The organism is Mucilaginibacter sp. P2_D11, assembly GCF_056404435.1.
The window spans coordinates 252,890-264,540 of the sequence record NZ_JBFUEA010000005.1 but is presented as its reverse complement, the minus strand read 5'-3'; the positions used below and the strand labels follow the sequence as shown (position 1 = coordinate 264,540).

General features: G+C 45.8%; 13 protein-coding genes. 5 read left to right on the top strand and 8 right to left on the bottom strand.

What is annotated here, in order from left to right; genetic code table 11:
• Window positions 1-89 precede the first annotated feature (89 nt).
• Window positions 90-329, top strand: coding sequence for a hypothetical protein (locus AC1DXC_RS09770; protein WP_477458965.1), 240 nt, complete (start codon window positions 90-92; stop codon window positions 327-329).
• A 208-nt stretch (window positions 330-537) separates the two neighbouring features.
• On the opposite strand, the gene AC1DXC_RS09765 is transcribed toward AC1DXC_RS09770, so the two are convergent.
• Both AC1DXC_RS09765 and AC1DXC_RS09760 read right to left on the bottom strand, forming a co-directional pair.
• Window positions 538-978, bottom strand: coding sequence for an SRPBCC family protein (locus AC1DXC_RS09765; protein WP_477458964.1), 441 nt, complete (start codon window positions 976-978; stop codon window positions 538-540).
• Between the two features lie 42 nt (window positions 979-1,020).
• Window positions 1,021-1,701, bottom strand: coding sequence for a DinB family protein (locus tag AC1DXC_RS09760; RefSeq protein WP_477458963.1), 681 nt, complete (start codon window positions 1,699-1,701; stop codon window positions 1,021-1,023).
• 142 nt (window positions 1,702-1,843) lie between these two features.
• Between AC1DXC_RS09760 and AC1DXC_RS09755 the strand changes: the two genes are divergently transcribed.
• Complete coding sequence (locus AC1DXC_RS09755; RefSeq protein WP_477458962.1) at window positions 1,844-2,827, top strand: GlxA family transcriptional regulator; 984 nt, start codon at window positions 1,844-1,846, stop codon at window positions 2,825-2,827.
• 103 nt (window positions 2,828-2,930) lie between these two features.
• Here the strand turns inward: AC1DXC_RS09755 and AC1DXC_RS09750 are convergent, their stop codons facing one another.
• Complete coding sequence (locus tag AC1DXC_RS09750; RefSeq protein WP_477458961.1) at window positions 2,931-3,863, bottom strand: NAD-dependent epimerase/dehydratase family protein; 933 nt, start codon at window positions 3,861-3,863, stop codon at window positions 2,931-2,933.
• A 156-nt stretch (window positions 3,864-4,019) separates the two neighbouring features.
• On the opposite strand from AC1DXC_RS09750, the gene AC1DXC_RS09745 reads away from it, so the two are divergent.
• The 3 genes from AC1DXC_RS09745 to AC1DXC_RS09735 all read left to right on the top strand — a co-directional run bounded on the left by AC1DXC_RS09745 (window position 4,020) and on the right by AC1DXC_RS09735 (window position 5,534).
• The gene (locus tag AC1DXC_RS09745) at window positions 4,020-4,193 is read left to right on the top strand and encodes a hypothetical protein (protein ID WP_477458960.1); all 174 of its coding nucleotides are present in this window, start codon (window positions 4,020-4,022) and stop codon (window positions 4,191-4,193) included.
• Window positions 4,183-4,965, top strand: a complete 783-nt coding sequence (locus tag AC1DXC_RS09740; RefSeq protein WP_477458959.1) for a helix-turn-helix domain-containing protein — start codon at window positions 4,183-4,185, stop codon at window positions 4,963-4,965. Before AC1DXC_RS09745 ends, AC1DXC_RS09740 begins: the two co-directional genes overlap by 11 nt.
• 62 nt (window positions 4,966-5,027) lie before the next feature.
• A complete protein-coding gene (locus AC1DXC_RS09735) occupies window positions 5,028-5,534 on the top strand; it encodes a hypothetical protein (RefSeq protein WP_477458958.1) in 507 nt (168 codons plus the stop codon).
• A gap of 142 nt (window positions 5,535-5,676) precedes the next feature.
• Here the strand turns inward: AC1DXC_RS09735 and AC1DXC_RS09730 are convergent, their stop codons facing one another.
• From AC1DXC_RS09730 to rnr, 5 genes are all read right to left on the bottom strand, one after another.
• Window positions 5,677-7,290, bottom strand: coding sequence for a M1 family metallopeptidase (locus tag AC1DXC_RS09730; RefSeq protein ID WP_477458957.1), 1,614 nt, complete (start codon window positions 7,288-7,290; stop codon window positions 5,677-5,679).
• Window positions 7,283-7,702: an energy transducer TonB gene (locus tag AC1DXC_RS09725; RefSeq protein ID WP_477458956.1), complete on the bottom strand. Its 420-nt coding sequence runs from the start codon at window positions 7,700-7,702 to the stop codon at window positions 7,283-7,285. Before AC1DXC_RS09725 ends, AC1DXC_RS09730 begins: the two co-directional genes overlap by 8 nt.
• A 234-nt stretch (window positions 7,703-7,936) precedes the next feature.
• The gene (locus AC1DXC_RS09720; RefSeq protein ID WP_477458955.1) at window positions 7,937-8,350 is read right to left on the bottom strand and encodes an energy transducer TonB; all 414 of its coding nucleotides are present in this window, start codon (window positions 8,348-8,350) and stop codon (window positions 7,937-7,939) included.
• 12 nt (window positions 8,351-8,362) lie between these two features.
• Window positions 8,363-9,337 (bottom strand): polyprenyl synthetase family protein, encoded by a 975-nt coding sequence (locus AC1DXC_RS09715; protein WP_477458954.1) that lies wholly within the window; start codon window positions 9,335-9,337, stop codon window positions 8,363-8,365.
• A gap of 79 nt (window positions 9,338-9,416) precedes the next feature.
• The gene (gene rnr, locus AC1DXC_RS09710; protein ID WP_477458953.1) at window positions 9,417-11,558 is read right to left on the bottom strand and encodes a ribonuclease R; all 2,142 of its coding nucleotides are present in this window, start codon (window positions 11,556-11,558) and stop codon (window positions 9,417-9,419) included.
• Between the last annotated feature and the right edge of the window lie 93 nt (window positions 11,559-11,651).

The following is an 11,651-nucleotide window of genomic DNA, read 5'->3' as shown; positions in this document are numbered from 1 at the left end:
AAGTAACCTTACATATAATAAAAATTTGACACACAAGATATATAAGCAAATTAAAATCAGTTCATACTATTGTATTTAATAATAATTTCATGACACGCATAGTCGTTATAGCTTACAAACCCAAGCCCGGCAAAGCCGCGGCATTGAAAGAACTTACCAAAACTCACGTGCTGCGCTTAAAAGCCGAAGGACTGGTTACCAGCCGTGAAGCAGTAATTATAGAAGCCGCCAATAGCACCGTTATAGAAGTTTTTGAGTGGCAATCGGCAGAGTTGAATTTACAGCTAATAAAGAGCGGTGCGGCATTCGTGGTGACTAGCGTCCGGTAAATGTGTAACTAAAAGATAATCAAATGAATAGGGAGGGGGTTACAATCTCTCCCTCCCCGCCAAGCTTGATAACAAACAACATAAAAGGCCTGTAAATTGTATGATTTACAGGCCTTTTTGCTTTTAGACTTGAGCGCAAAAAATTAATTGGTTAAGAGGTTACCGAGAAAAACCGGATCAAGCAGAATTTTCTTCGACCCATTAATAATCAACCACCTAACACGTCCGGATTCCCCTTGCCGGTAGTTATTAAGTTATGCAAGCTTTGCAGATAGTAATTCCAACCGCCACTGCAACCTTCGTAACAAGCCAACGCGGGCACCAGGCCTATATGGGTAAACCGCAGGATTGTCTCCCCGTCTTTTTCATCGATATCAAATACCACTGTGGTGCCGGTCCATTCGGTTGTATCGTCTACAAAATTGATGCTGCTATCCGTAGTTAGCCATACAACCTTTTTAGCGGGGATAACTTCCGTTAGGCGGTGCCGGCTATAATGTACTTCTTTGTGGCGGTAACTGAATTCATCGCCCAATTGTTTCGAATCGCCTTCAAGGCTTTCAGACCACCAGCCGCGTACATTGGTTACTGCATCGAACACCTGCTGCGGTGTTTGGGTAACGATAAATGAAGTTGTAAAATCTGTCATGATGTTTATCGGGTTTGCCAGTTTAACAAGAAAAGTCTGCAATTAATTCTTCGGGAAATCTGTGTTGTTTTTTACCTCGTCCATTTGTTGGGTATGCCTGTTGCTATGCGCTGCAACAAGCAAAATAAACTGGTAGCTATCATATGTGCCAAGGGGTAATACTGCTACATGGTTGCGCAGATCCTGCTGTGTGTGTTTAACAAAGGCAATTAGTTTTTCGCGGTTTTCTTTAAATGCTTTTAGTGCCTCGGCTACCGTTTTATAAGGTGAGTTTGCCGGCTCCAGCGCTGCGAAGGTTTTCGATTTATGCGAACGGTCTTCCACGGCTGTTACCAATTGCGCATCGTTGAATTTTATTCCGTCCCTTTTGTCGGGATTTGCCGGTTGTTTCAATACGGCATCTGCCATCTCCCAAAGTTCTTTTTCGGCTGCGGCGATGTGCTTAACGCAATCTTCTACGCTCCATTTATCGGCAGCGGGTTTGTATTGCAGTTGTGCTTCGGACAATCCTTTTATGGAGCTAAAAACGCCTGCTTCTGTTTGCGTTAATAGTGTGATAGCATATTCCCTTTCCTGGGGGGTGAGCTGGTCTACTTCGGTGGTAATGTATGCCGTTGTCATCATGGTTGGTTTTTGTTGGTTTGTTTTTTGGAGCTGATAGTCGTTTTTGCCGGCACTAAGGCCAAGCAATGCCATAAAAAGGCAAAGGGTTGTATTTCTCATTGTTTTGCAGATATGTTTAATATTACCGGTCGATATCACAAATATACCATCCAAATAAGAATGTTATAGGGTGTTATTTAGACAACATGACGGGTTGATTTAGACAGATGCAAACCATTATCTTTACAGTAAAGCAATCGTTATGAAACACCTTACCATCATTGTGCCGAACGGCGAGAACAACCTCAGCAGTATTGTGGGGGCCTATAAGATTTTTACCCGCGCCAATGCTTATCGCAAAGAAACTGGTAAAAAGGAAGTATTTCAGATAGAACTGGCCGGCATCTCCAACGAAGTGGACTTTTACGGCGGCTTATTTACCGCCAGGCCACACAAGCATATATCGGTAATAGGCAAAACCGATTTGGTTATTGTCCCTTCCCTCAATCATAATTACCAGCAAGCCATAACGGCTAATGGCGAATTGATAGATTGGCTTGGCAAGCAATACCGCAACGGCAGCTGTGTAGCCAGCATTTGTACCGGGGCCTATTTGCTGGCGGCCGCGGGTTTATTAGATGGTAAAAGCTGCTCTACGCACTGGTCGGCTGCCAACCAATTGAAACAGCTTTATCCAAAAATCAACCTGCAAACCGACCAACTCATTACAGATGAGCAAGGTATTTACACCAACGGAGGTGCTTATTCGTTCCTTAACCTCATCCTTTACCTGGTAGAAAAATATTATGACCGGGAGACCGCCATTTTTTGCTCAAAGGTGTTCCAGATTGAGATGGACAGGCATAGTCAATCGGCTTTTATTATTTTTAAAGGGCAGCGCAAGCATGCCGATGAACTGGTGAAAAAGGCTCAGGCGTATATAGAGAGCAATCCGGAGGAAAAAATATCCGTGGAAGAACTGGCTGCAAGCTTTGCCGTTGGCCGGCGCAACTTCGATCGCAGATTTATAAAGGCAACCGGCAATACGCCCTTAGAGTACGCGCAGCGGGTTAAAGTAGAGGCAGCAAAAAAAGCCTTCGAAACCAGCCGCAAAGGGGTTAACGAAGTAATGTACGAGGTAGGCTATGCCGATTTGAAAGCTTTTAGAGAGGTGTTCCGGAAGATTACCGGGCTTTCGCCTTTAGAGTACCGGAGCCGCTACAATAAGGATTTGGCAATGGGGTAGCTGTAAAATAAACGGCTACCCCAAATTTCTCTTTTACTTTCCCTTTTTAGGTTTTCCTCATAAATGCCAATCTAAAATGCCACTATGTTTTAGTGAGCAATTTTCAACAATTATTCAAGGTTTCTTTCGCCGCAATAAACGCAATCCCCAAATCCGTTTTAGCTAAGGTATTATCATAAACAATTACTGCCTCAGCTACTGGGGGCTGTTGATTAAGCATGAGGCTGATGTCTGATACCTTGTAGGTTTCGCCGGATAGCAAATAGTTTTTGCCATGCAGGCCTTTTATAGTGGCAGCCTTGAATATGCCTTCGGCTACATCGCGAACATCCACCAAGGCAAAGGGTACATCGGCGGTGAACAGGAACTCTACGAAGGGGTTTGGCTTTATCTGGTTTTTGAACAGGAATTGCAGGCCCATGGAGGTAGAATCTTCGCGGCCCGATAGGGCCTTGCCCGTAACAAATACCGGCGAAACGCTAACGATTTCGAAGGGCAAATCGGGGTTATCGGCTGTGAACTTCCTTACGGCCTGGTCGGCCAGGAATTTTGCTTGTGCGTATGGGTGATCGGCTTCGCCGTAATATGGGGTATCATTTTCAGAGAATATATGGTCGGCCGGGTAGGTGGCAGGGTTCAGCGGATACGAGGTATTCCATGCGGCTACCGATGCTATGAACACCACCTTTTCTATGCCGGGCGTAGCCTTTATTACTTCTAAAAAGTTTTGCGTCCCCTTTACGGTTGGCTCGAATAATTGGGTCTGTGGATCCTGCACATCCAAAATAAAGGGCGTACCACCATGTACGATGATGCTGCAACCCGATGCAAAATCTTTGATGCTGTCGGCCTGCATCAGGTCCAGCGCAATGATTTCGAGGTTTTCCGCACCATTGAACGCATTTAGGTGTTCGTATTTGCTGTGGTTGCCGATATCGGTAGAGGATACCTTTACCTTGTAGCCCTGCTCTAAAAAAAGTTTGGTTACGTAGCTGCCGATAAAGCCGGAGCCACCGATGATGCCTGCTGTTTGCATGATGATTTAATGTATTAAGGTTAAAATTGGTATGGTAAAGCTACTGTTATTATTATCACAATTTATGAATGCAGATAAATATTAATGAAATACCTGTAACGGGATGGGCTTGATGCACAGGCATTTTTGTTAAGTTGGCTTACCCCAATACCCACTATGAGAAAGTTATTTTCAGCACCAGCGCTGCTGGCTAATCCGGATAAGGCGGCCAGCACAATGGCCTGGTGTGTGGCCGAAAAAAAAACGTATCGTTTGATGCAGGTTTTTTTGTATGCGCGCAATTTTGAATTACATGAAATTATACGCAATTTGAAGGCATATGCTTTATAAAGAATACCTTCCTCATCCGCAATTGCGCAGCGTGGTAGAATGTTATTGGAAATTTGTAGTGGACCCGGTTGCAGACAATAGTAATGTACCCATCAATCACATTTTTCCGCCAGATGGAAGTTGTTCCCTTTTGTTTATCAATATGGTATCGTTTCATCACAAAATGGTGGTGTTTGTTGGGCCTACCACTGTGATTAAGGAGGTGCCGGTTTTTGCAAACTCCGTATCCTTTGGTATACGCGTTAAACCGGGCTGTTCCCTGTGGCTGAATTCTACTGCACCGGCTGCAATTGCGGGTGGCGTAATTCAATATCCGCCACAGGATATCAGTAACTGGCAACAGGAAATTTTAATGCAAATGGAACTCGGTTTTGATAACACGGCCCTGCTGGATGACATACTAATGAAGGTTAAGGCTGAAAGCGATGTAGAGCCGGATGCCCGTATTGTTAAGGCTGTCGATTTTGTTATAGCCAGAAATGGACAGGCAACCTTAACCGAGGTGGCCGATGTAAGCCATCTTAGCCCGCGACAGTTGCAGCGCCTGTTTACAAAAGAAACAGGTATTACCATTAAGCAATTTTGCCAGATGAGGCGGTTGCGCAAAGCTATTATCGATCTACATGTACAGCATCTTACCTATCCGGAAATGGTTGCAGAATGTGGGTTTGCCGACCAGGCACATTATTATAAATCGTTTAAGAAGGTGGCGGGGTACGATATCCGCAAGTTTATCAGTCACATCGGGCAGATAGAACATATTTTAGTTTAGCAGAATGTCGTAATTGTACAATACATTACCACCAGCTAACTATAAATTTGAAAGAAAAAACTATGAAGAAATTAATTACTATCACATTTGCACTCGTGTTGTTGTCGGGCCTTTGTTATTCACAATCAAAAGAAACCGATAAAGCTGCCAAAGCCGAAGTGAGCAAGCTTGCTTTTATTGTTGGCAACTGGGCGGGCAAAGGCTGGATGATGATGCAGGGGGGCAAATCAACCTTCGACCAAACAGAGAGTGTTCAATTTAAGCTGGATAGCACCGCCCTGCAGATAGATGGGCTTGGAAAAGCCGATGGCCAAATAATTCATAACGCCCTGGCCATAATTACTTCTAATAAGCCCGGTGGTTATAATTTCCGCTCCTATTTGGCAACCGGCCGCGAGGGCCAATTTAAAGCAGAACTGATAGGAAGTAAGCTCTATTGGTATCCGTACGAGGGCATGCGCTATATTATAGAACTAAACGATAAAGGCCAATGGTTTGAGACTGGCGAGATGAATCGCGACGGCAAATGGGTCAAATTCTTCGAGATGACGCTTGACAAGGTAAAGTAAGATCCCGGTAATGATTGATAAGAAAGTAGAAAAGGATGTCTGGAAATATCGGTATTGCGAGGATCGAAGGAGTCTCTGAATTTGCATCACTAACATGCTGTACACTTCGATCCTCGCATATGGGTAACCAGCCGGCTACCTTTTATTCATAAATCACCTTCTTAAAATACCAGCCATCGGCATCTATAACCGGCATGGTTTTGCTGGTTATAGTGATGCCCTTGGCATCAACTACCATGCGTTGCGTGCCTGCATCAGTGGTGATATCCAGTGGCAGCGGCATGCTGATGTTATCCAGTTTGATGAGGTATTTGTTATCGCCGCGTGCGGGGATAACGCTGATCTGCAATTTATCAATGGTACGCAGGTACATATCAAACAAAGGCTTCAAACTTTTGCCATAGGCAGCGCTGAAATATTGCTCCACATCGTCGGTATTGTTCAGATTGCTGTAGGTGTGTTTAGGGTCGGTAGCGAAACCTTTGAGGGTAGGGAAGAAGAGACTATCACCCATTACGTAGTTGATGGTGTGCATAAAGAATGCGCCCTTGCTGTAGATGTCGCCGTTGTAGGCCGATTCCTCGTCGATATCCTTACCCAGTACAATAGGCTGCTTGTTTTGGATGCCCTTTACCGATTTTTGGAATAGCTTGATATAAGCCGGCTTGCCCGCAAACTCCAACGTGAAAAGCGCGTCGGCGTAGCTGCCGATGCCCTCATGTATCCAGTAGTCGGCCCAATCGATAGCGGTGATTTTGTTACCCCACCACTCGTGCCCAAACTCGTGGTGCAGCAGCCAATCGTAATCCTGCGTGCCCACGCGTACGTACCTGAATTTATTGCCATAGGCCACCATGCTTTGATGCTCCATGCCCAGGTGCGGCGTTTCTACCAGGCCCACTTTCTCTTTAGCCCAGGGGTATTCGCCAAAGTATTTTTCCTTTTCGTTGATGGTTACCTCGAACATATCCATCAACTTATCGGCTTTATCGGCGTGCTCTTTCAGTACGTAGAATTGGATAGGTACGGTATTACCGGCGACGCTTTTGTAGGTGCGTTGCACGAGCTTATAATCGCCCACGTTGAACAGGATGCTGTAGTTGTTGATGGTATAATTGGTTTTCCAATGGTAGGTGGCTTTGTCGCCCTTCTTTTTGGTGCTTATCAATAAGCCCGGACCGGCGACTACCAAATCCTTCGGCACCGTGATGATCAGATCCGCACCCTCGTTCGGCTCATCAGACGGGTGATCTTTACAAGGGAAGTACACCTTGCCGCCCGTGCCCTCGGCGGTAATGGCCAGCCAGTTGTGGCCGGTAGAATCTTTTGTAAAAGTAAACCCATCATCCCATGGCGGGCGCACGGCTATGTGCGGCTTGCCGCCATACACCACTTTTACGCTGGCTTTGCCTGCTGCCAGTTCTTTCACCGTGTTGATGGTGATCATGTTGTTTTTGTAGGTAAAAGGCTCTTTCTTGCCATTTACCAAAACCGAACTGACGTTAAGCGAATCCAGCAAGTCAAACAGCAGTACGTGCGTTGGCTTTGCGGCGATGATATCGATAGTTGCGTAGCCATCAATCGTTTTCTGCTCGAAATTTACATCCAGTGCAATGGTGTAATGCCGAACATCCATATTGGCCTGCTCGGGTTTTAGTTTACCGCCGGATGTTGTTTTGTTTTGGGCAGAGGCCTGTAAGCATGCTGCGCTTATCGTTAATGCAAAAGCGCATGTTTTTAAGATGTTCTTAGTCATTATCAAAATTGAATGAAACAGGAAGTGAATATTGAACCCTGACCGGCCGACCGCCCTGTATACCGGGCTTCCAGGCTGGCAATATCGCAATCAGTCGTAAAGCTTCGGCATCCGTTTCGGCTGACAGGCTTTTAACAACTTTTATATCAGTTAAGCTGCCGTCTCTTTCCACAACAAAACTTACAATTACCTTCCCCCGCACATTATCATCCAACGCTTTTGCAGGGTATTTTAAATTCCTGGCCAGGAAACGCATTAGTTTTTCCGGCCCCCCTTTAAATTCTGGTAGGACATCTACAGGTTTAGATATTTGGGCGGTGTCTTTCACGCTTTTTGCGGTATCAACCGTTTGAGCTTTTGCCGCAAACATTGCCACGCAGAAAAAGAGGGTTGGGAGTAGTTTTATTTTCATATTTATATTATGCTTAATTGAGCGTTATTTAAGCTAAAAACAATTGATAATGTCATTCGATAGTTGGCCGGTACGCTACGTTTTGCCAAAAGTTTTAGGCAGTGGGAGCAATAGCTATCGCCACCCAAAAAGCATATAGGTTTCTTTTCATTTAATGCTGAATAGGTTAGGCAAGTTAAGCATTACAAGATGTCAATTTCAAGCTATATCATAAATAATACAGATGCCGGTAGGTTATTCGTTTGACACACCAAATCTAACGGGCAGCGTATAATTACAAGCAACTGGCTTGCCGTTTTGAATTTTTGGCTTCCATTTTGGCATCTTTTTGAGTACGCGCATTGCTTCCTGGTCAAAAATTGGATGGATGCCTCTCAATACTTTAAAGTTGGTTGTGGTGCCGTCTTTGCGGACCAGGAAAGTAATAATCACCGAGCCCTCAGCATCAATATCGCCGTCGGGCCATTTTAAGTTCTTCGCTAAAAATTTCTTAAAAGCTTTATCGCCGCCTGGGAATTGCGGCTGAGGTTCGATATAAAAAACACTGGTAACCCTATCTGTATCAGTAACTGGCGTATCTTTTTTTGATTGTGCGTTTGATTCAGCTGCTATAAATCCTCCGAAAAGCAAAAGTAAGAGTTTCTTCATACTCTAAATATACTAATATTCCCGCACCAGCAAGCCGTCGGCAAAATCACGGAGGTATTGTTTGCTGCCTTCGGGCAGGTTTATTTGCTCCAGGGCCTTAAAAGCCTTTTCGGCATAGGCCTGCATTTCCTCTTCGGCGTATTGGCGAACATTTACCGTGTTGTAAATTTCGGTAACGGCGGCCACTTTTTCGGCAGCATCAAAGGTTGTAAAGGTAATCCAGCGCTGCAGTTCTTCGGCATCGAAGCCTTGTACCAGTTCCAGTGCTTTTATCAGCAGGTAGGTTTTTTTGTTGGAGATGATGTCGCCGCCAACCTGTTTGCCAAATTTCAGCGGGTCGCCGTACACATCTAAAATATCATCCTGTAGCTGGAAGGCAATACCCAGGTTTACGCCGAAATCGGATAGTAAGTCCGCATCTTTATCATCTGCTTCACCAATCAATGCCCCTATCTTTAATGCGCCACCCAATACCACAGCAGTTTTAAGGCGTATCATGTTGATGTATTCGCTGATGCTGATATTATTGCTTGTCTCGAAGGTCATGTCCAACTGCTGGCCTTCGCAAACGCCTACGGCGGTATCGTTAAAGATATCCAATACACGGCGCAGAATATTATCGCGTACTTGCATCATCAGCTTATAGCCTTCTATCAGCATCACGTCGCCGCTTAAGATAGCCACATTCTGGTTCCATTTTTCGTGTACAGTAGCGCGGCCACGGCGGATAGGGGCGTTATCCATAATATCATCATGCATCAGCGTGAAGTTATGGAACACCTCGATGGCGAGGGCAGGGGGTAGGGCTGCTTCCACATCGCCGCCAAACAGGTCGCAGGCCATCAGTAGCAGGGCAGGGCGCATGCGCTTACCGCCGATAGATAAGATATAGCTTATCGGCTCGTAAAGTTCGGCCGGGTAAGCCGGGTATTTCAGTTTTTCTACGGAGGTTGCAATAAGGGATTGCAGGTCTTCGAGTTTTCTCATGGGTTTGGTTAAGTGGTGAGTAGTTGATTAAGAGAATGGTTCTAAAACCACTCACTACTTAACCACTCTCCACTCAAAATTAATTGGTTACTAAGCTAAAATCTATTTGTTTCTTAGTCAGGTCTACATTCTTTACACGGATGTTCACTTCATCGCCAAGCTGGTAAACCTTCTTTTTGCGCTGGCCAATGATAGCATAGTTCTTCTCGTCGAGCGTATAAAAATCGTCGCTGATATCGCGCAGGCGTATCATGCCTTCGCATTTGTTTTCGATGATCTCCACATACATGCCCCATTCGGTAACGCCCGAAATAATACCGGTAAATATATTACCCACCTGGTCTTTCAGGTATTCTGCCTGCTTGTATTTAACCGAGGAGCGTTCGGCATCCGCTGCTTTTTTCTCCATCAGCGAGCTGTGCTTGCACAGTTCCTCATAATGGTCGCCGTTTACGCTTTGGCCGCCATTAAGGTAATGGAACAGCAGCCTATGCACCATCACATCCGGGTAGCGGCGGATAGGTGATGTAAAATGCGTGTAATGATCGAACGCCAAACCATAGTGGCTTGAAGTCTTGGTGGTATAAATAGCCTTCGCCATAGAGCGGATGGCCAAATGGGTAAGTACGTTCTGCTCTTTTTTGCCTTCCACATCTTCCATTAGGTAATTGAGCGATTTGGCAATCTCCTTATCAGATTTAGTATTGATTTTATACCCGAACCTTGCAGCAAACTGCGCGAAGTTGGCCAGTGCATCGGGCTTGGGGGAATCGTGCGCGCGGTAAACAAAGGTGTATTTATGCTTGCCTTTGCCCATTTTGCTCACGTGTTCGGCCACTTTTTTATTGGCCAGTAGCATAAAGTCTTCTATCAGTTTATGCGCATCCTTGCGTTCTTTAACATAAACGCCGGTGGGCTTGCCGGTTTCATCCAGTTTGAATTTTACTTCCGTGGTCTCGAAACTGATGGCGCCTGCTTTGAACTTACGCTCGCGCAACTTATAGGCCAGGGCGTTCAGCGTTTCTATTTCTTCCGGGTAATCGCCGGTTTTGGTTTCGATAACTTCCTGCACTTCCTCGTAAGTAAAACGCCTATCGCTATGGATAACGGTTTTGCCGAACCATTGCTCGATAACATTGGCGTTCTCGTCCATCTCGAATACAGCTGCAAAGCAAAGCTTATCCTCTTTTGGGCGGAGCGAGCATAGCCCGTTTGACAAACGCTCTGGCAGCATAGGTATAACCCTGTCTACCAGGTAAACGGAGGTGCCGCGCTCGTAAGCTTCCTTATCCAGGGCCGAATCGGGGATGATATAGTGCGATACATCGGCAATGTGTACGCCGATTTCGTAGTTGCCGTTATCCAGCTTTTTGTAGGAGATGGCATCATCAAAATCCTTAGCATCGAATGGATCGATGGTAAAGGTAAGCGTCTCGCGGAAATCCTTACGTTTGGCAATTTCTTCAGCAGAAATCTCGGCGGGTATCTCCTCAGCATCCTTCTCCACTTCAGCAGGGAAGGAGAGCGGGAATCCATACTCCGCCAATATGGCGTTCATCTCGGTATCGTTCTCGCCCTGTGTACCCAACACATGCTTGATGCGGCCTATCGGGTTTTTGGCTCCTGCCGGCCAGTCGGTAATTTCCGCAACGGCTTTTATGCCGTTCTTGGCTCCGTTAAGGTCGGGGATGGGGATGAAGATATCGTGCATCATCTTCCGGTCGTCGGGCACGAAGAACGCAAAGCGTTCTGATAGTTTTACCACGCCGGTAAACTCCATCTTGTTGCGTTGCAATATCTCTATCACTTCGCCCTCCTGGCGTTTGCCCTTGCTTATGGCGTACACGTAAACCTTTACGCGGTCACCGTTAAGCGCGTTGCGCAGTTTGCGCGGTGCCACAAAGATATCGGTTTCGGCAGGGTCGTCTGTAACGATAAATGCCGAGCCATCGTTGGTCAAATCAACCTTACCCTCCACGAAGGTCTTAAGTTCCAGCAACTGGAACTTGCCTGGTGAGATTTCTTTTAGGACGCCCTTGAAGGCCTCATCTTTTAACACATCAAATATCACCTCGCGGGCGTCAGGATCGCGCACGTTGAGTTTGGCCGAAACCTGTTTATGGTTGAGCGGCGTATTGCCATTTTGTTCGAATATATCCAGTACCATTTGCGTAAGCACCTGGTTGATGGATGAATTGCCTTTTTTCTTCTTTTTAGACATAGGTAGTAGCTAACGCAGCTAAGATACGGAAAGTACCGTTAGGGAGGATTAATTTGGCGAACTAGAGACGATTTTACCACAAAGCGCGCAAAG

Coding starts and splice junctions, on each gene's coding strand:
- AC1DXC_RS09755 (WP_477458962.1), top strand. CDS start 1,844: ATGAAACACCTTACCATCATTGTGCCGAACGGCGAGAACAACCTCAGC.
- AC1DXC_RS09735 (WP_477458958.1), top strand. CDS start 5,028: ATGAAGAAATTAATTACTATCACATTTGCACTCGTGTTGTTGTCGGGC.
- AC1DXC_RS09760 (WP_477458963.1), bottom strand. CDS start 1,701: ATGAGAAATACAACCCTTTGCCTTTTTATGGCATTGCTTGGCCTTAGT.
- AC1DXC_RS09720 (WP_477458955.1), bottom strand. CDS start 8,350: ATGAAGAAACTCTTACTTTTGCTTTTCGGAGGATTTATAGCAGCTGAA.
- AC1DXC_RS09740 (WP_477458959.1), top strand. CDS start 4,183: ATGCTTTATAAAGAATACCTTCCTCATCCGCAATTGCGCAGCGTGGTA.
- AC1DXC_RS09715 (WP_477458954.1), bottom strand. CDS start 9,337: ATGAGAAAACTCGAAGACCTGCAATCCCTTATTGCAACCTCCGTAGAA.
- AC1DXC_RS09730 (WP_477458957.1), bottom strand. CDS start 7,290: ATGACTAAGAACATCTTAAAAACATGCGCTTTTGCATTAACGATAAGC.
- AC1DXC_RS09750 (WP_477458961.1), bottom strand. CDS start 3,863: ATGCAAACAGCAGGCATCATCGGTGGCTCCGGCTTTATCGGCAGCTAC.
- AC1DXC_RS09725 (WP_477458956.1), bottom strand. CDS start 7,702: ATGAAAATAAAACTACTCCCAACCCTCTTTTTCTGCGTGGCAATGTTT.
- AC1DXC_RS09745 (WP_477458960.1), top strand. CDS start 4,020: ATGAGAAAGTTATTTTCAGCACCAGCGCTGCTGGCTAATCCGGATAAG.
- AC1DXC_RS09765 (WP_477458964.1), bottom strand. CDS start 978: ATGACAGATTTTACAACTTCATTTATCGTTACCCAAACACCGCAGCAG.
- AC1DXC_RS09770 (WP_477458965.1), top strand. CDS start 90: ATGACACGCATAGTCGTTATAGCTTACAAACCCAAGCCCGGCAAAGCC.
- rnr (WP_477458953.1), bottom strand. CDS start 11,558: ATGTCTAAAAAGAAGAAAAAAGGCAATTCATCCATCAACCAGGTGCTT.